The organism is Nonomuraea sp. NPDC050404 (assembly GCF_040655495.1).
Classification (GTDB): domain Bacteria; phylum Actinomycetota; class Actinomycetes; order Streptosporangiales; family Streptosporangiaceae; genus Nonomuraea.
Window position 1 is genome coordinate 184782 of record NZ_JBFAKB010000019.1, and the last position, 19121, is coordinate 203902.

Below are 19121 nucleotides of genomic sequence, written 5' to 3' on the forward strand. Positions count from 1 at the left end.
GCGGTGGCGTTCGACGGGTTCCTGGTTCCGGACTGGGCCAAACCGTACGTGGGCTGGGCCCTGGGCTCCGACTGGCCCGAAGGCGACGAGGACGGCCTCTTCCGGCTGGCCGACGCGTGCGCGGCCATGGCGCGGCGGGTCGTCGAGGACGATGAGGCGGCCAGGCGCGGACCGCCGCCGCCCGACGAGTGGGACGGCGAGGCGCTGGAGGCGTTCGCCGCCCACGTGCGCACCCACGTCGGCGGCAAGCGGGCGCAGCTGGTGGACCGGCTGGTCGCGGCGGCGCTGGAGTACAACGAGATGGGGGTGCAGGTCCAGTACACCAAGCGGATGATCGAGGTGTCCGCCTGGTTGCTGGTGTTACAGCTCATCTGGCTCATGGCCGCCGCCGCGGGCCCCTGGGGCGGGCTGTCGTTCGCGCTGGTCGGGTCGCGCGTGCAGATCGCCAGGCTGACGATCAGGCAGATCGCGATCCGGCTGCTGCTGAACGCGGCGATCTTCGGCGGCCTGATGGGCGGCCTGGACCTGGGCGTGCAGCTGTCCCAGGGCCGCCGCGACGAGATCGACGTGCGGCAGGCGCTGATGTCGGCTGGCACGGGCGCCCTGGCCGGCGTCCTGCTCGGGGGCATGAGCGGCGGCCTGTCGCGGCTGGCCTCCTCCGGGTTGCAGGCCGGGCTCCGGCGGGCCGACATGACCCTGATGGAGAAGGTGGTGGCCGCGTCCGGGCGGTCGGTCTGGGGCATGATGGGCCAGGCCGGGCTGGCCTCCTCGGCGGCCACCGCGGCCACGCTGGCCGCCACCGGCGACTTCAAACTCCGCACAGTGCTCCAGGCCGGCACGTCCGGCCTGCTCGGCGGCGCGGACGCGCACGCCGCGGGCTGGACACCCGCCTGGCGCGGCGCGACCGATCCTGGCCGGGGAACGACGTCCACACGCGCCGGCGACACCTCCCCACAGTCGCCGCACCCCGACGACGCCTCCCCGCGCGTCATGCAGGCTTCCGCCCCCGACGCCTCCCCGCGCGTCATGCAGGCTTCCGCCCCCGACGGCACCTCCCCACAGGCGCCGCGCACCGGCGACACCTCTCCGCGTGTCGCACAGGCTTCCGACCCCGGCGGCACCTCCCCACGCGGGACGCAGGCCGCGCACATCCGGGGGCCCGAACGGCTGGATCCGGGCGGCCGGCTGGCCGACAGCGTCCAGACCGGCGAAAGATCCAGCAGATCCGTGGGCGAGCACGAGGTGGTCCGGTTCGGCGACGGCGTACAGGCCGTCAAGAAGAGCGGCGAGGACGGCGCCAGACTCGAAGCCGCCGCACTGGTACGCCAGGCGGTCGGCCTCGACCACCCCGCCATCCACCGCGCGGGCGACATCGTTTACCAGCGCCACGGCGACGAACGGCTGCACGCCGCCACGGCATCGGGCATCCGCGAGAGCCACCCGCAGAATCTCTTCAGCCCCGCTCACGAGATCGTCACCTTCAACGACGGGACGCAGGCCGTCCGCAGGGCCCACCCGGAAGCCGCCCGCGCCGACCTGGAGGAGCAGCATCGGCTGCCACCGTACAGAGCGGCGACGGAAGGCCACCTGCGTGCCGGCGACCTGGCCGAGTACCAGACCAGAACGACCGACGACGGCGGCTCCGTGGCCAAGCGCGACCTCGTCGACCTGCTCACGCTCGGCGAGTCGTTCCAGCCCCACGAAGCGCACACCCGCTGGCGTCGCGGCACCACCATGAACTTCGACGGCGAGAACACGCTGGCGCTGGCGGACAACTGGAACTTCTTCGTGGACCGGCCGCCCGGCGGCAAGCCCGGAGTGCACTTCAAGCACAACCAGCTCAGCCCGCAGGACCTGACGGTGCTGCGGTCGCGGCTGGACGGCCTGCGCCCGGCCTTCGAACGGCTCGGCCGTCCCGACTGGCACAAAGGCGTCATGGACCGGCTCCGCCTGCTGGAGCGCCACGCGCACGGCGACACCCGGTTCCTGCCCGACCTCGACGCCACCCCCGCCCCCCGAATCGTCCCCGGTGCTGAGCCCGCCGCGCTTGGGCCGCAGCGGCTCGGTGAGCCGGACCCGCGCCCCGGAGAAACCCTGCGTCACCTTTTCGACGGCGAGCAGCTGCACCGGGTCAACGACGCCATCGCCCACGACACACCCGAGGCGGCGCAGGCCCGTGCCCTCATCGACCGCGCGTCCGCCGATCTGGAAGAGCTGCCCTCCGGGTTGTGGGGGCACGTCGAAGCGCGCCTGCCGGCCGACTGGTTGCCCGACGGCCTCACGGCAGGCGACCGGTTCTCCTTCCCCGGCGTCCTGGAAGGCGTCAACAACCCCCGGGTCCTGCCCGACCGCCCGGACACCGTGCATCTGGTCATCCGCGCCTCCGACTACGTCTCGACGGCCGAATTTCTCGACCGGCCACACCACGCGAGCTTCCGGCCGGGCACCGAGTTCAAGGTGCTGGCCACCCTGGAGACGAACCAGCGCACGACGTACTTCATGCTGCAGGAGCCGGCCGAGACCGTACGCGCTCCGGCACCGGCCCCCCGGCCCGAGCTGGAACCGAGGCTACGGCACCATTTCGAAGAGCACCGCGTACCCACCGAGGCCGGGGTGTGGTTCCGCGATCCCGACGACCCGCACGACATCGCCCTGAGCGACTTCGCCCAAGCCGTACCCAGACAGGAGAAGCTGTTCGTCCTCACGGCGCACGGCAGTCCAGAAGGCATGTCGATCGGCGGCGACCGCATCAACGGCGAGGAACTCCACGCGCTGCTCCACACCGATCTGAGCGCACGACCCCACGACCACGTGGTCTACCTCGTTCCTTGCAAGATCGGCCAGATGGACGCAGGGCCCCCGCAGACCCTCGCGAACAGGACCGGGCGCGTGGTCATCGCCGCCGACAGCAACATGACCGTCAACACCGACGGCACTTCGTGGCCCACCACCAGGTCGGGGCTGGACGCCCTGAACGCCCGGGGCCGGCTGCGCATCTTCCTGCCCGACGAGCCGATGCCGCCCGAAGCGCCGTTGTCCCCCATCGAAAGACTGCTCAACCACGAAGACCCCGGCGGCTAGGTCCCAACGCTGAGAGCCCGGTCGGCGTGACCTTCCCGCACGGACCTCGGGCTGTACGCACGCCTGGGCCTTTACATTGTAGATTCGCTACAATCGGACCCTGTGAGCAAATCGAAGGGCAAGGGCGGGACGCCGGCCACCATGGCGCTGACCAAGGCCAAGGCCGAGTTCACGCTCCATCCGTACGAACACGACCCCTCCGCCCAGGCCTACGGCGAAGAGGCGGCCGACGCGCTCGGCGTGCCGTATGAGCGGATCTTCAAGACCCTCGTCGCGGAGGTCGAGAGCGGACTGGCCGTGGCGGTCGTGCCGGTGGCGGGCAAGCTCGACCTCAAGGCGCTGGCCGGCGCGCTCAACAGCAAGCGGGCCGCGATGGCCGATGGCGCGAAGGTGGAACGGGTCACGGGGTACGTGCTCGGCGGCGTCAGCCCGCTGGGCCAGCGCAAGCAGCTGCCGACCGTGGTCGACTCCTCGGCGCTCGACTTCGAGACGATCTACTTCTCGGCCGGGAAGCGCGGCCTGCAGATCGAGACCACCCCCGACAACCTCATCACGCTCACCAGAGCCGTCACCGCCCCGATCGGCAAGACCGGCTGAGACTTCCGCTCTGAAGGATCACCGCTGCGTCCGGCCGGGACGTCCCTGACGCCCCTGCGACTCCTCCCCCTGCCTGCGCGGCTGCACCGCCCGCGTCCCCTCAGAACGGCCCCGCGGCTGCCCCGGCTGCGTGCCATCGGAACGCCCGCGGGACCGCCCTGGCGGCATGCCCTCGAAACGGCGCCGCGGCTGCCGTTCACGCGTGCTCTCAGAACGCCCGCGCGGCGACTCCACGTCAGAACGTACGCGCGGCGGCGGCTGCACGATCGCGGGTCCGGGATCGCTTGGCCGCGTGGGCCTCAGCGGCTCATCGGCCCGCACCCGGTCCGGCGCTCCGGCGGAAGGCGCGCCCGCCCCCTGCCCCAGCAGCCACTCGAAGAGCCGCTGACGCCGCCTGCCGGCGAACGGATGATCGCCGCGCTTCTTCTTGCGCTCCTCCTCGGCCAGCGCCTTCTCCAGCCCCGGCGTGTGCCCGCCACCGAACCGCCCCATGTCCGGCCCCGGGAACCCGCGCGACTCCGTACGCCGCAGCGCCGCCTCCATCGACTCCACCCAGATCGGCCCAGGCAGCGACGCCCCCTGCACCGACCCGTAGCTCCGGCCGCCGATCTCCACTCCCTGCAGCGGATACTTGTAGGACCCCCGGATGTCCCCCACGCTGACCGCCGCCGCCAGGGCGGGCGTGTACCCGGCGAACCAGGCCGAGGTGTAACCGTTGTTGGTGCCCGTCTTGCCCGCGGCGGGCCGGCCGATGCCCTGGCCCTTCATGGTGCCCTTGTCGAAGACGCCCTTCAGCACGTGGTTGACCGCGTCCGCGATGGGCTGCTCGATGACCTGCTCGCACGAGGGCGGCACGTGCGTACGCCGTCCGTCCCTGCCGGTGATCTCCATGATGGCCAGCGGCCGGCAGTACAGCCCTCTGCCCGCGAACGCCGCGAACGAGGCCGCCACCGTCACCGGGTCCATCTCGTTGACCCCCAGCGTGAACGTCGGCACCTCCCGCAGCGGCCCCCCGTCGGCCCTGGTGATGCCGAGTTCCCTGGCCGTGCGCACCACGTTGCAGAGCCCGACCTTGCGCTCCAGCATCATGTAGAAGATGTTCACCGACTTCCAGGTGCCGGTCTCGATGCTGTGCGGCCCGCCCTCGCCCTCGCCGCTGGCGTTGAGCACGCGGCCGTTCGGGTCGTTGACGGAGCGGCCCGCGCAGTTGCGGTAGCCCTGTCCCGGCACCATCGCCCCCGGCGTCTGGAAGCCGTCGCCGAAGCGCCACCCCTGCCGCAGCGCGGTGGCCAGGGTGAACACCTTGAACGTCGAGCCCGCCTGGAAGCCCTGCCCGCCGCCGTGCGCCACGTCGGCGGGCAGGTTGAAGGTGGTCTTGGGGCCGTTCTTTCGGTTGCCCGGGTTGCGGCCGAAGCGCTTGCTGGCGGCCATCGCCCTGATCCGGCCGGTGCCCGGCTCCACCATGGCCTCGGCGGCCACCTCGGTGTCCTCGGCTGAGACATGCTCGTGGATGGCGCGTTCCGCCGCGCGCTGCGCGATCGGGTCGAGGCTGGTCCTGATCACCAGGCCGCCCCTGGCCATCCTGGCGTGGCGTTCGCGGGCGGTGTTGCCGAAGGCGGGGTTCGACAGGAGCTCCCGCTGCACGTACAGGCAGTAGAACGGGTAGTGGCTCTGGGCGCAGCCGCCGGGCTCGGGCCGCAGCCGGATGTCCAGCGGCTCGGCCTTGGCCCGCGCCGCCTCCTGCTGGGTGATCTGCTTGAGCCCGGCCATCCGGTCGAGTACGGCGTCGCGCCGCATCTTCAGCCGTTCCCGGTGCGCCTGCCCGAGCGAGGGGTCGGTCGAGTACGGCATCCGCACCGCACCGGCCAGCGTGGCCGCCTGGTTCAGCGTCAGCCGGGAGGCCGAGGTGGAGAAGAAGCGCCTGGCCGCCGCCTCGACGCCGTGCGCCCCCGCGCCGAAGTAGGCGATGTTCAGGTAGCGCTCCAGGATCTCGTCCTTGCGGTACTTCTTCTCCAGCGCCAGCGCGTACCGCAGCTCGGTGATCTTGCGGGCCAGGTTCGGGGCGCGGGCCTTGTCGCGTTCTGCGTCGCTGCGGGCGCTCTCCACCAGGATGTTCTTGACGAGCTGCTGGGTCAGGGACGAGCCACCCTGCCGGATCCCGCCCGCCTGGGTGTTGGTGAGCAGCGCCCGGATCGTGCCCTTGACGTCCAGGCCGCCGTGCTCGTAGAAGCGGGCGTCCTCGATGGCCACGATGGCCTTGCGCATCACGGACGCGACCGCGCCGAGCCGCACGGCCGTCCTGTTGGCCTCGTAGAACTGGGCGAACTGGCGGCCGTCCTTGTCCAGCAGCCTGGTCACCTGGGACAGCGGCTCCTCGCGCGGGGCGGGCGGCAGGTCCACGAACGTGTTCGCGACGCTCATCGCGGCCATGCCGCCCCCGCTCACCAGCGGCGCCGCCATCGCGCCCGCCAGTACTCCGCCGAGTGCTCCCGCCAGCCCGAGCGCCCCGACGGATTTGAGTACGGTCACGTCAGATGGTCTGCGACGTCAAGATCGGCGGCAAACGCCCGCTTCCGACCTCTTTACTGTTGCCTGCGAATATTGAGACCCAGCGAGGCGAACTGCTCGAACGGCCGGTGATAGCCGCGCTCGATGTGGTGCACGCCGCGCAGCGTGGACGTACCGTCCGCCACCGCCGCCGCCAGCACCGCCGAGAACCCGGCCCTGATGTCGGGCAGCGTCACGTCGGCGCCCTTGAGCCTGGACACGCCGCGCACGACCGCCGAATGACGGGCGTTGGTGTCGTGGTAGCGGCACGCGGGGCCGCCCAGGCACTGGTCGAACACCTCGATCTCGCAGCCCATCTTCTGCAGCGCGGGCACGTACACCAGGCGGTTCTCGAAAACCGTCTCGTGCAGCACCGACATGCCCTGGCTCTGCGTGAACAGCACCATCAGCGGCGTCTGCCAGTCCGTCATGAACCCGGGGTGGGTGTCGGTCTGCACGGCCGCCGCGCGCAGGCCCTCGGGCGGCGCGGTGGCGCACAGGTACTCGTCGTTGATGTCGAACTGGGCGCCCATCCTGGCCAGCGTGGTGATCGCGGTGACCAGACGGTCCTGGGGGCAGCCGTGCACGCGTACCTCGCCCTGCGTGACCAGGCCCGCCGCCAGGTACGAGAACGCCTCGATGCGGTCGCCGGTCAGCCAGGTCTGGGCGCCGCGCAGCCGTTCGACGCCCTCGATGACGATCCTGCGGTCGGGCGAGAGCTCGATCCTGGCGCCCATCCGCTGCAGGAACAGCGCCAGCTCCACCACCTCGGGCTCGGTGGCCGCGTTCTTCAGCACCGTCTTGCCGTCGGCCAGCACCGCCGACATCAGCACCGTCTCGGTGGCGCCCACGCTCGGGTACGGCAGCTCGATCCGGGTGCCGTTGAGCCGCTTGGCCTTGGCGTAGATGCCCGTGTCACCCACCTCCACCTCGGCGCCCATCGCGCGCAGCGCCTCCACGTGGAAGTTCACCGGCCGCCGCCCGATCGGGTCCCCGCCGACCAGCGGCACGAACGCCTCACCCGCCAGGTGCAGCAGCGGGCCGAGCATGAGGATGGGGATGCGGTTCAGGCCGGTGAACGCGTCGGGCACCCGGGGCTCGATCTCCGCGCCCTTCTCGATCCTGATCTCCGTACGGGAGATCTCCACGTTGATGCCCAGGGCCCGCAGCATCTCGGCCGTGATGCCCACCTCGCCCACCTCGGGGGCGTTGTGGATGCTGCTCTCGCCGTTTCCGAGCATCGCGGCGACCATATGTTTGGACACGCCGTTCTTCGAACCGCGCACTTCGACGTCTCCCCGCAGGGGGCCGGAAGGTTCTATGAGCCAGACCTCTTCTGCAATCACGAAGTGAGCCTAACCGGGGGATACCATCAAGCTGATTCGGACGTACATGTGAGGGGGAGTGGCGTGACGAGGGAAGTACGCGCTTTTGCGGTAACTGTCCTCACACTCGCCGCTCTCGGCATGGCCGCCGGACTGCTCTGGTCAGGCCTGACGCCCCGCGCTCCCTATGCGGTCACCGAGCAAGGAACGGTCCTGGCCGACCCCACCACGCAGGCTCTGATCGCCGCCGACGGGTGGTTCGCGGTCATCACGGGCGCGCTGGGACTGCTGTGCGGCGGGGCCGCCTGGTTCACCTCCCGCCGGTGGATGCTGCCGGTGCTGCTGGGGTTGTGCGCGGGCGGGGTGCTGGCCTCGTTCCTGACGTTGTGGATCGGAACGACCTTCACGATCGGCGCGGTCACGGTCGAGGCGGCCGCGACGCCCGGGGTCAAGGTCGTCCCCGGCGCCCTCACCCTGACCGCCTCGGGCGTGCTGGTCTCCTGGCCTTTGATGGCTGTGGGGTTCTTCGGGCTGCTCGAGGGCATGCACGGCTACCGCGAATCCCCACTACGCCACCCCTACGGCCTCGGCCCAAACTAACCCTTCGCCTCCACCCCACACCCCGAACCCGCACCCACCCATCCCATCACCGATGTCACGGTCCCAACCCGTGCCTTCCCCGCTCCCCGGCCCGTTCCGCTCGTGCCCATCTCCGCCCAAGCGCTGACCGCGCGCCCGGTGATCAGCCCTCAGCGAGCGGCCCCGGAGAGCGGCCCCGGAGAGCGGCCCCGATGAGCGGCCCCGATGAGCGATCAGAGTGGGGGCCTGCGCAGGCCGTGGCCCGTTGCCTCCTCGAACGCTCGTGCCACCCGCAACACCCTGGCGTCCTCGAACGGCCTTCCGATGATCTGCACGCCCACCGGCAGGCCGTCCTCGGTGAATCCGGCAGGGACGGAGGCGGCGGGAGAGTGCAGGACGCTGATCCAGTAGGCCGAGCGCATCCAGGTCAGGTAGTCGGGAAGCTCCTGCCCGTTGATCTCGCTGACGTGGGGATGCTCGACCGGGAACGGCGGCACCTGGCTGACCGGCGCGATCAGCACATCGTAGGTGTCGAAGAAGACGGCCATGCGCTGATAAAGGCGACTGCGCGCCACCTCGGCCCTGACCAGGTCGGCGCCGGTGACCTTGCGCCCCTGCTCGACGTTCCACGCCGTGTTGGGACCGAGGCCGGTCTTGTCGCCGTGGGAGAGCAGGTAGTACCAGGCCCGGTAGGTCCTGAAGGCGTCCTCGGCGTCGGTCAGGTCCAGCTCGACCTGCTCGACGTGGGCCCCGAGCCGCTCGAACACACCGGGCGCGGTCGCGGTGACCGCCGCCGTCCGCACGTCCACGGGCAACCCGCCCAGATCGGGACTCCACGCCACACGCAACCCCGCCACACCCTGCTCGGGCTCGGGCGCGAACACCTCCTTGATCGAGTACGGGGAACGCCGGTCGAACCCGGCGATCGCCCCGAACAACAGCGTCGCGTCCTCGACCGTCCTGGCCATCGGACCGGAGACGGACAGCGTGTACCAGGCGGCGGTCTCGGAAGGGCTGGGCACCCGGCCGGGCGTGGGCCGCAGACCGACAACGTTGCAGAAGGAGGCGGGGTTACGCAGGGAGCCACCCATGTCCGAACCGTCGGCCAGCGGCACCAGACCGGCGGCCAGCGCGGCGGCGGCTCCCCCGCTGCTGCCTCCCGCGGACTTGGACAGGTCGTAGGGGTTCCTGGTGGCGCCGAACACCTCGTTGACGGTGTGCGAGCCGGTGCCGAACTCCGGGGTGTTGGTCTTGCCCACGGTCACGGCTCCGGCCGCCCGCAACCGCTGGATGATCACCGCGTCCTGCTCGGGAACGTTGTCGGCGAAGAGCGGCGAGCCGTACGTGGTGCGGATACCCGCGGTGTCCACCAGGTCCTTGTGCGCGACCGGCACTCCATGCAGAGCCCCGATCCGCCCTTCGCCGGCCTCCCCTCCCTTCGACAGAGCCGCATCGGCCGCCTTGGCCGCCTCGATCGCCCGCTCGGCAACGAGGGTGACGATGGCGTTGACTTGAGGGTTGACCTGTTCGATGCGGTCAAGGTGGGCCTGGAGAACCTCCACGGCGCTCACCTGGCGGCTCCTGATCAGTCGTGCCAGTTCGGTCGCGGTCAAGTAGTGCAATTCGTCGCTCACACTGCGATCCTTCCGTTCACTGGATATTAGTTAATCTCAGTGATTCGCCCATTGCTGGGTGAAGGTCCCCGTCTTGCCCGGTCGCCCGATGCGGGGTAGACGTTTCATGGCCACCGGCCCCGCTGGGCGGGGTCTTCTGGTCGGCTCCGTGTCCGTTACCGTCTCCGGGCCACTCCCGGCGACGTGCTGTACGAGGGATGCGAGGTTGCGTGCGGCGTTGCGGTCCCGGTCGATCGCGAGTCCGCAGGCCGGGCAGGTGAAGGTGCGCGCGGACAGGGGCAGCGGCCCGGCCACCGGTTTCACACAGGCCGGCTGGCACGCCTTGGTTTTCGCTGTCCCGCAGGCCGAGCACGTTTGGGAGGAGGGGTACCAGCGGTCGGCCACGATCAGCCGGCCGCCGTTCCAGACGGTCTTGTAGGTGAGTTGGCGGCGGATCTCGCCGAAGCCGGCGTCGGAGATGGCCTTGGCCAGGCGGTGGTTGCGGAGCATGCCGGCCACGTGGAGGTCTTCGATGACGATGGCGCCGTATTCGCGCGCCAGGCCGGTGGTGAGCTGGTGCAGGGCGTCGCGGCGCAGTGCCGCCACCCGGTGCTGCGCCCGGTTGCGGACGGCGTTGGCGCGCAGCCAGCGCTGGGAGGGCTGCTGTCCGGTGCGCCGATCCGGGCCGATCTTCCGTGACACCGCGCGGGCCGCCCGGCGCAGCCTCTTGGACGCGCCGGCCAGATGCTTGGGGTTGGCTGCGGGTGGCCGGTCGTCGGAGAACACCGCGAGCGTCCGCACGCCCAGATCCACGCCGACGACCGCGTCCGGGCGGCGCGGCACCCGGACCGGACGGTCGACGTGCACGCTGAACGCCACCTGCCAGCGGCCCGCCTCCCAGCGCACGGTCGCCGACGCGATGCGCGCCGTCCCGGCCTCGATCCGGCGGGCGAGCTTGCGGGTGGACTCGTGCGTCTTGATCCGGCCCAGCCTCGGCAGCACCACATGGGTGCGCCCGTCCAGGCGGATCGTCCCGGTGGTGAACCGCACCGACGGGGTTGTCTTGCGTCTGGACCGGAACGACGGGAAGCCCATCACCCGGCCTTTACGCTTTCCCATGCGGGCGGCGGCCCAGTTGTTCAGGGCGGCGGCCAGGCGTTCCAGACCGCAGGCGTATGCCTCCTTGGAACACTCCGGCCACCACGGCGCGACCTCGTCCTTGGCCTGGTTCCACGCCTTGCGCAGCGCGTACATCGACCACGGCAACGACGGCGTCAGCTCATCGCCACAGATGCCGTAGGAGCGTTCGGCGGCGCGCCGGCCGAGATTGGCCTTGATCAGCGCCAGGCCCCAATTGAACGCGAACCGCGCCGCTCCGCAGTGCGCGGCCAGGGCGCGGGCCTGGGCGGGGGTGGGATCGAGCGCGTACCGGTAGGCCCGGACGACCTGCATTCACCCACCCCCGGGCCGACAGACCCTCACCCGGGACCGACTGAACCCGTCCCTGGACTGGCGGACCTCGGCCAGGACCAACTCAACCCCGCCCCGGGCCAGCGGAACCTCGGCCGGGCCCGACTGGACTCCGCCGTAGACCAACACATCCCACCCAGAACCGTCTGGAGCCTGCCCCAGACCAACAGCACCTCGCCCGGGGCCTGCTGGGCCCTGCTTGAGGTCAGCAGGACCGTGCTCCGGATCGGAGGGTCCTGCCTGGGACCAGCGGAGCCCCAGGACCAGCAGAGCCCATGCCCGAGGCCCTAACCGGTCAGGCCGCTCTCTGAGCGTTCCGGCGTGGTCGTGCCTGACGTGCCTGACGTGCCTGACGTGCCCGTCGTGCCCGTCGTGCCCGTCGTGCCCGTCGTGCCCTCCCCTGCCCTGCGTCGGCCCAGGAGGAGGAGCCCGGCCAGGACGAGTGCGCAGGTCAGGATGATGAGCTGCACGTCGTACCGGATGTCTTGGGTTGGCGCGGCGATATTGCCGAGGTGGAAACCGGTATGCGCGCCAACCGCCATCCACACCGTCCCCGTGCGAGCCCGCGCCGCCCCGCAGATGAAGCCGAGCGCGATCGCCTGGACCACGTAGAGCAGGCGCTCGGCGACCGTGTCCGCCGGGCTCTGGGAGATGATGTGCAGCGCGCCGAACACCACGGAGGTCACCAGCAGCACGGTTCTCGGCGATAACCGGTCCGACAGCGTGTCGTACAGATGCCCGCGCCACAGCAGTTCCTCAGGGAATGCCTGGCCCAGGAAGATCGTGAAGACGATCGCGAGCGGCAAGTAGGGCAACTGCGGCGCTATCACATCCCACGGCACCCAGGTGGCCGCGCCGAGCGTCACCGACAGCAGGTTGGCGGCGGCCACCGCGAGCCCGGCCACCAGGATGCCGGCCAGGAGATGCGGCACCGCGCGCCAGGATCCACCGAGTCCCAGTCCGCGCCATGGACGGCGATAGAGGAAGCGGCGCACCAGGTAGATGAGCCCTAGTGCGGCCAGGGTGGTGCCGGCCGTGCCGAGCGGCCGGTAGAGAGGGTGGCCGGGGTCGAGCAGCAGAGGCAGGGGCAAGGTGGGCAGCAGAACCTGCGCGAACATGAGGAAGACGGCGATCAGCACCGCCCAGATGGGATGGGTGGCTTTCATGTGGGCCACGCTAGGTAGCCGGGTGGTGGCGGCGCATCGGACGACGGGTGGAACTGTCCATGACCATGGTCATGGGCCGTCAGTACGATGCCCCCGCCCTGCCCGGCAAGCTAAGGTCAAAGCCATGTCGCCCCGTCTGGCCGAGGCCAGTCTGGCCCGGCTACGCGATCTCAAGCTGTCCCGTCCCACCGGATACGCAACGCCAAACCGCCTCCACCGCCCCGGCCACGCAACCTGAAGCTGCCCCACCCGACCCCGACCCGCAACACCGAACCACCCCGACCACCCCGGAGCCGCGCAACCCAACGCTGCCCCACCCAACCTCGACCCGCGACGCCGAACCGCCTCCACCGTCTCGGCCACGTGACCTGGGGCTGCCCCACCCGACCCCGGCACGCAGCGCCGAACCGCCTCGACCGTCCCCGCTATGCGACCTGAAACCGTCTCGTCTCACCTCTAGCCGCAGATTGGTGGTGTCTCGTCTGGCCTGGGTGCGCGATTCGGAGCTGCTTTGTCTGGCCTCGCGTGGTTTGGTCCGGTTGCGCGATCCGGACCGGCCGGTCCTGTTCAGTGTCGTGTTCTGGGTGGTGCTGGCGGCCACCGAGGCCGGGCACTGGATCCGTTCCGGAGAGATCGTCTCCACCTTGGCCTTCGGGATCAACCTGGCGCTCGTCGCAGCGCTGTGGCTCCTGCTGCCGTGGCGGCGCGGGGATGGCTGGCGGCGGCCCATGCCGGTGCTGTTCCTGCTGGCGACCTTCATGCTCGGGCTGACCGGCTCGGCGGAGGTCCACCAACTCCTGACGCTCCTCGCCGTCGCCAACGTCGCCTTCGTGTACGGCATGCGGGCCGCCTCCGTCATCATCGGCTACCTGAGCTGCTTCCTCTTCGTCTCGGTCATCGTGGTCTTCGGGCGCGAGGTGGAGAACGCCATCGTGCAGACGGTGCCGTTCGTCGTGTTCGCCGTGTTCGTACTGGGGATGACGTCGGCCGTGCTGGAGGCGCGGCGCAGGCGGGCCGAGGCGCAGCGGCTGCTGGCTCGGGTCAGGGAGCTGACCGTGGCCCAGGAGCGGGCGCGGATCGGCGCGGAGATGCACGACTCCATCGGCCACCACCTGACGGTGATCAAGATGAGCCTGGAGAACGCCGAACGCTTCCGCTCCCGCCGTCCCGAGGCCGCCTGGGACGAGGTGCGGCAGGCTAAGGACACCACCGTGGCGGCCCTGACCGACGCCCGCCGCTGGGTGCGCGCACTACGGCCGCTCGCACTCGAAGGGCACGTCAGCAGTACGGCACTGCAGCGGCTGGCGGCCTCCTTCGACGGCACGGGGCTGGCGGTGTCGTTCGAGGTGGAGGGCGGTGAGCTGCCCCTGGATCCGGACGTGGAGCTGGTCCTCTACCGCGTGCTGCAGGAGGGCCTGACCAACGCCGTACGGCACGCCGGAGCCCGCCACGTACACGGTCGGCTGACCTTCGACGGCGGGCGCGTGATCCTGGCGGTCACCGACGACGGCTGGGGTCGCGACGGCGACGCACGCGGCGGCTTCGGCCTGCGCTCCCTCGCCGAGCGCGCCCGCGCCGTGGGCGGCACCCTGCTCACGGGCAACCGCCCCGAAGGCGGCTTCGAGGTACGGGCGGAGCTCCCCGCACTGACGGAGCCACGAATACGAGCCGGGAGAGCGTCATGAGCGCCGCAACATCCGCCGTGCAGAGAGCACCAGGCGGAAGGGAAGGCGAGAGGGCCAGGCCGGCCGACCAGGAGTTGAGAGCGCCGGGCGGGGCAGGAGCGAGAGCTCGGGGGCCGGGCAGGAGGCGAAAGCTCCGGGCGGCGCAAGAGGCCGTGGCCGTGCTCACGCCGCTGGAGATGGGGTGAAGGCGTTGAGAATCTCACCGGGCGGCACGACGGAGCAGGTGGGGTGATGGCGACCAGAGTCCCTCGGGCGGCACGGCACTGCGAAGGGTGGAGTGACGGCGATCAGAGTTCTGTCGGGCAGCACTGCGGAGGGTTGCGGTGACAGCAAGCGGGACACTGGCGGAGGACGACGACGATCAGGGCGCTGCCAGGCGGCACCGTGAAGGGGCGCGATGACAGCGAGCGGGACGCTGGCGGAGGAGGTGGAGTGACGACGATCAGGGTGTTGCTGGCTGACGATCAGGAGCTCATCCGGCAGGGGTTGCGGAAGATGCTGGAGATCGAGGACGGCATCGAGGTGGTCGGTGAGGCCGCTGACGGTGAGCAGGCGCTGGAGGTGGTCGAAGCCTGCGATCCGCACGTGGCGCTGGTGGACGCGCGGATGCCGAGGATGGACGGTGTCGAGCTCATCGCCCGGTTGTCGGCCAGGCATCCCGGCGTGGCCGCGATCGTGCTGAGCACCTTCGACGAGGACGACTACATCTTCGGCGCCCTGCGGGCCGGCGCCGTCGGCTACCTGCTCAAGGTCTGCACCCCGGAGGAACTGGTCGACGCCATCCACCGGGCCGGTCGCGGCGAGACCGTGCTGGCCCCGCCCGTCGCCGAGCGCCTGGTCGCCGAGATCCGCCGTACACCGCCCACGCCCAGTCCGTCGCCCCACCAGGAGGGCGTGTCCGCCAGAGAGGCGGAGGTGGCCGACCTGGTCGCCGCCGGGTCCAGCAACCGCGAGATCGCGGCGCGGCTGCTCATCACGGAGGGCACGGTCAAAAACCACGTCACCAGCCTGCTACGCAAGTACGGCCTGCGCGACCGCACCCGCCTGGCCCTCCACCTCCGCACCACCACCCCCGCCACCGACCACGACAACCCACTGTGACCCAGCCAACCCCACACCGTGACCCAGCCAATAGGGCCACGGCCACGGCCCCGCAGGCCGACGGTCACCACGGCAACGGCCAAGAGGACGTTGTATGTCACGGCGGATCAGGGCGAAGGGCGCGCTTCGTTCACGCTGCCCGCCCGGGTCGGACCCCACTGAGCGAGCGTCACGGCCCGCAGCAACGGGCGTCGTGGCCACAGCGTGCGTCGGTGTGTCGTGGCCACACCGCGCGCAACGCGCGCTCCGTGGGTCGCGACGCAGGGTTCTGCGGGTCATGATGCGGGCTTTGCGTGCGGTGCCCGGCCATGTGCGCCCCGTGAGCGTCTCCCTGGACAGACGCCAGCCCCGTGCGGCGGATGGACATCACCGCGCGAAGCCGTAAAAAATGCACGAAGCCCTCAAAAGGGGGCGGCCAGGCAAGCTGCCCCGAGGAGTTGCTTGAGATCGCCCATCAGGGAAGGGGTAAGGGACACTCGCAGCCCGTCGGCCACGCGTAGCACCGTCGTTCGAGGGCCGTCGTGTACCTGCAAATGCACCTCCGAGGCGCCCGGGTGGGCTCTGAGGATCTGCTTCAGTCGCTCCACCACCGGCGGCGTGCAGCGGGCCAGTGGCAGGCTTACCAGCAGTGGGCCGGCGGATCCGGCGGTGAGGTCGGGGGCCGTCACCTCCATGGCGATGATCTTGGCGACGTCCTCGCGCTTGTCGATGCGTCCCTTGACGAACACGATCGCGTCCTCGGCCAGGAGCGTCGAGCACAGCAGGTACGCCGACGGGAAGATCATCACCTCGATCGACCCCGCCAGATCCTCCAGCTGCGTCAGCACCCAGGTGTCGCCCTTCCTGGTGACCCTGCGCTGCACCCCGCTCAGGATGCCGCCCACGGTCACCACCTCCCCGTCGGCCCGGCTCTCGTCCTGCACGGCCGCGATCGAGCAGTCGGCCCCCGCCGCCAGGATGTGCTCGACGCCGAACAGCGGATGGTCGGACACATACAGCCCGAGCATCTCCCGCTCGAACTGCAGCAGCGTGTCCTTGTCCCACTCCCTCTCCGGGACCTGCACGACGAAGGTCTGGTCCTCGCCGCCGTCGCCCGTGGCGAAGATGGAATAGGTCCCGATGGCCTCGTTCCGCTTGATGTCGGCGATCATGTCCACGGCCCGCTCGTGCACCATCATCAGGCCCCGCCGCGCGTGCCCCAGCGAGTCGAACGCCCCCGCCTTGACCAGCGACTCGATCACCCGCTTGTTGCAGACGACGGCCGGCACCTTGCGCAGGAAGTCCTTGAAGTCGGTGAAGCGGCTCTTCTCCCGGCGCGCGGAGATGATGCCGTCCACGACGTTGGCGCCGACGTTGCGGACGGCCGACAGGCCGAAGCGGATGTCGGTGCCGCGTGGCGTGAAGTCCGCGTCGGAGTCGTTGACGTCCGGCGGGAGCACCTTGATGCCCATGCGGCGGCACTCGTTGAGGTAGAGGGCCGACTTGTCCTTGTCGTCCTTGACCGACGACAGCAGCGCGGCCATGTAGGCGGCCGGATGGTTGGCCTTGAGGTAGGCGGTCCAGTAGGCGATCAGGCCGTAGGCGGCCGTGTGGGCCTTGTTGAAGGCGTAGTCGGAGAACGGCAGCAGGATGTCCCACAGCGCCTTGACGGCGGCGGCCGGGTAGCCGTTGTCCCTCATGCCCTGTTCGAAGGAGGCGTACTGCTCGTCCAGTTCGGCCTTCTTCTTCTTGCTCATCGCGCGGCGCAGCAGGTCGGCCGCGCCGAGGGAGTAGCCGGCCACGCGCTGGGCGATGGCCATGACCTGCTCCTGATAGATGATCAGGCCGTAGGTCGTGTCGAGGATGTCCTTGAGCGGCTCCGCCAGCGCGGGGTGGATCGGCGTGATCTCCTGCTGGCCGTTCTTGCGCAGCGCGTAGTTGGTGTGGGAGCCGGCGCCCATCGGGCCGGGGCGGTAGAGCGCGAGCGCGGCGGAGATGTCCTCGAACTGGTCGGGGCGCATGAGGCGCAGCAGCGCGCGCGAGCCGCTGCCGTCGAGCTGGAACACGCCCAGCGTGTCGCCCCTGGCCAGCAGTTCGTAGCTTTTGCGGTCGTCGAGCGGCAGCCCGAGCAGGTCGATCTTCTCGCCGGTGGTCGCCTCGATCATCTTGAGGCAGTCGTCCATGATGGTGAGGTTGCGCAGGCCCAGGAAGTCCATCTTCAGCAGGCCGAGCGCCTCGCACGTCGGGTAGTCGAACTGCGTGATGATCGCGCCGTCGGAGTCACGGCGCATGACCGGTACGTGGTCGGTCAGCACCTCGGCCGACATGATCACGCCGGCGGCGTGCACGCCGGTCTGCCTGATCAGGCCCTCCAGGCCCTTGCCGAGATCCATCGTCGCCCTGACGTCGGCGTCCTCGGCGTAGAGGCGGCGCAGCTCGCCCGCCTCCGCGTGGCGCGGATGGCCCTCGTCGAAGATCGCCGACAGCGGGATGTCCCTGCCCATGACGGTGGGCGGGAACGCCTTGGAGACCCGGTCGCCCAGCGCGTAGGGGTAGCCCAGCACCCGCCCCGCGTCCTTGATGGCGGCCTTGGCCTTGATGGTGCCGAACGTGGCGATCATGGCGACCTTGTCGGCGCCCCACTTCGCCGTCACGTAACGGATCACGTCGCCGCGCCTGCGCTCGTCGAAGTCGATGTCGACGTCGGGCATGGACACGCGCTCGGGGTTGAGGAACCGTTCGAAGATCAGGCCATGCCTGATCGGGTCGAGGTCGGTGATGCCCATCGCGTACGCCACCAGCGACCCCGCCGCCGAACCCCGCCCCGGCCCGACCGGGATGCCGCTCTGTTTGGCCCACATGATGAAGTCGGCGACCACGAGGAAGTAGCTCGGGAAGCCCATCTGCTCGATGATCCCGATCTCGTACTCGGCCTGCGCGCGGTGCCGCTCGTCATACCCCTGCGGCCAGCGCCGGTCCATGCCCTCCCAGACGGCGCGGCGGAAGAACTCGCGCTCCGTCACGCCCTCGGGAACCGGGTAGACCGGCATGAGGTTCCTGAACTCGAAGAACCCGCTCGGATCGGTTTTCTCGGCCACCAGCAGCGTGTTGCGGCAGCCCTCGGCCCACAACTCGGAGGTGTCGGCCGCGCGCATCTCATCGGCGGACTTGAGGTAGTAGCCGCTGCCGTCGAAGCGGAAGCGGTCGGGGTCGGACAGCTGCTTGCCGGTCTGGACGCACAGCAGGGCGTCGTGTGAGGCGGCGTCGGACTCGTGGGTGTAGTGCGAGTCGTTGGTCACCAGCGGCGGGATGTTCAGCTCACGACCGATCCTGGTCAGCCCGTCGCGAACGCGGCGCTCGATGGCGAGGCCGTGGTCCATGATCTCCAGGTAGTAGTCGTCCCTGCCGAAGATCTCCTGGTACCTCGCGGCGGCCCGCAGCGCCTCGTCGTACTGCCCGAGCCGCAGCCTCGTCTGCACCTCCCCCGACGGGCAGCCGGTGGTGGCCATCAGGCCGCCTGCGTGCTCGGCGATGAGCTCGGCGTCCATGCGCGGCCACTTGCGCACGAAGCCCTCGGTGTAGGCGCGCGAGGACAGCCGCATCAGGTTGTGCAGGCCGGTCCTGTCGCGCGCCCACATCGTCAGGTGCGTGTAGTGGCCGCCCCCGGAGACGTCGTCCCCTCTCTGGTACGGCTCGCCCCACAGGACCGGCTTCTTGTGGTGGCGCGACTGCGGTGCGACGTATGCCTCGATGCCGATGATCGGTTTGATCCCGGCGGCCGTGGCCTGGCGGTAGAAGTCGTGGGCGCCGTGCAGGTTGCCGTGGTCGGTGATCGCGATCGCGGGCATGCCCAGGTCGCCGACGTGCTCGAACATCTGCTTGAGGCGGGCGGCCCCGTCGAGCATGGAGTATTCCGTATGCACGTGCAGATGAACGAACGAGTCGCCGGACGGCACGGAAACACCTCCCACATCTCGA

The 19121-nt window shown here is 70.3% G+C and carries 11 protein-coding genes; 5 read left to right on the forward strand and 6 right to left on the reverse strand.

Features of this window, described 5'->3' with window-relative positions:
- The first annotated feature begins 3 nt into the window (after nucleotides 1-3).
- Together AB0I81_RS42065 and ybaK are read left to right on the forward strand one after the other, a co-directional pair.
- A complete protein-coding gene (locus AB0I81_RS42065) occupies nucleotides 4-3081 on the forward strand; it encodes a hypothetical protein (RefSeq protein WP_360669566.1) in 3078 nt (1025 codons plus the stop codon).
- Between the two features lie 141 nt (nucleotides 3082-3222).
- Complete coding sequence (ybaK, locus tag AB0I81_RS42070) at nucleotides 3223-3678, forward strand: Cys-tRNA(Pro) deacylase (protein WP_360669734.1); 456 nt, start codon at nucleotides 3223-3225, stop codon at nucleotides 3676-3678.
- An 18-nt stretch (nucleotides 3679-3696) separates the two neighbouring features.
- Here the strand turns inward: ybaK and AB0I81_RS42075 are convergent, their stop codons facing one another.
- Together AB0I81_RS42075 and murA are read right to left on the reverse strand one after the other, a co-directional pair.
- Nucleotides 3697-6207 carry a transglycosylase domain-containing protein gene (locus tag AB0I81_RS42075; RefSeq protein WP_360669569.1) on the reverse strand — a complete coding sequence of 837 codons (2511 nt, stop codon included), beginning with the start codon at nucleotides 6205-6207 and terminating at the stop codon, nucleotides 3697-3699.
- 53 nt (nucleotides 6208-6260) lie between these two features.
- Complete coding sequence (murA, locus tag AB0I81_RS42080) at nucleotides 6261-7571, reverse strand: UDP-N-acetylglucosamine 1-carboxyvinyltransferase (RefSeq protein ID WP_360669572.1); 1311 nt, start codon at nucleotides 7569-7571, stop codon at nucleotides 6261-6263.
- A 120-nt stretch (nucleotides 7572-7691) separates the two neighbouring features.
- On the opposite strand from murA, the gene AB0I81_RS42085 reads away from it, so the two are divergent.
- The gene (locus tag AB0I81_RS42085; protein WP_360669575.1) at nucleotides 7692-8150 is read left to right on the forward strand and encodes a hypothetical protein; all 459 of its coding nucleotides are present in this window, start codon (nucleotides 7692-7694) and stop codon (nucleotides 8148-8150) included.
- 212 nt (nucleotides 8151-8362) lie between these two features.
- Here the strand turns inward: AB0I81_RS42085 and AB0I81_RS42090 are convergent, their stop codons facing one another.
- The 3 genes from AB0I81_RS42090 to AB0I81_RS42100 all read right to left on the reverse strand — a co-directional run bounded on the left by AB0I81_RS42090 (nucleotide 8363) and on the right by AB0I81_RS42100 (nucleotide 12378).
- Nucleotides 8363-9763: an amidase gene (locus AB0I81_RS42090; RefSeq protein WP_360669578.1), complete on the reverse strand. Its 1401-nt coding sequence runs from the start codon at nucleotides 9761-9763 to the stop codon at nucleotides 8363-8365.
- Between the two features lie 36 nt (nucleotides 9764-9799).
- Nucleotides 9800-11194, reverse strand: coding sequence for an IS607 family element RNA-guided endonuclease TnpB (gene tnpB, locus AB0I81_RS42095; protein WP_360669581.1), 1395 nt, complete (start codon nucleotides 11192-11194; stop codon nucleotides 9800-9802).
- Between the two features lie 305 nt (nucleotides 11195-11499).
- On the reverse strand, nucleotides 11500-12378 hold the full coding sequence (locus tag AB0I81_RS42100) for a type II CAAX endopeptidase family protein (protein ID WP_360669584.1): 879 nt from the start codon (nucleotides 12376-12378) through the stop codon (nucleotides 11500-11502).
- Nucleotides 12379-12917: 539 nt separating this feature from the next.
- Here AB0I81_RS42100 and AB0I81_RS42105 point away from each other — a divergent pair.
- Both AB0I81_RS42105 and AB0I81_RS42110 read left to right on the forward strand, forming a co-directional pair.
- Nucleotides 12918-14063, forward strand: coding sequence for a sensor histidine kinase (locus AB0I81_RS42105; RefSeq protein WP_360669587.1), 1146 nt, complete (start codon nucleotides 12918-12920; stop codon nucleotides 14061-14063).
- 432 nt (nucleotides 14064-14495) lie between these two features.
- Nucleotides 14496-15164, forward strand: coding sequence for a response regulator transcription factor (locus AB0I81_RS42110; RefSeq protein ID WP_360669590.1), 669 nt, complete (start codon nucleotides 14496-14498; stop codon nucleotides 15162-15164).
- 401 nt (nucleotides 15165-15565) lie between these two features.
- Here the strand turns inward: AB0I81_RS42110 and dnaE are convergent, their stop codons facing one another.
- A complete protein-coding gene (gene dnaE / locus AB0I81_RS42115; protein WP_360669593.1) occupies nucleotides 15566-19099 on the reverse strand; it encodes a DNA polymerase III subunit alpha in 3534 nt (1177 codons plus the stop codon).
- Between the last annotated feature and the right edge of the window lie 22 nt (nucleotides 19100-19121).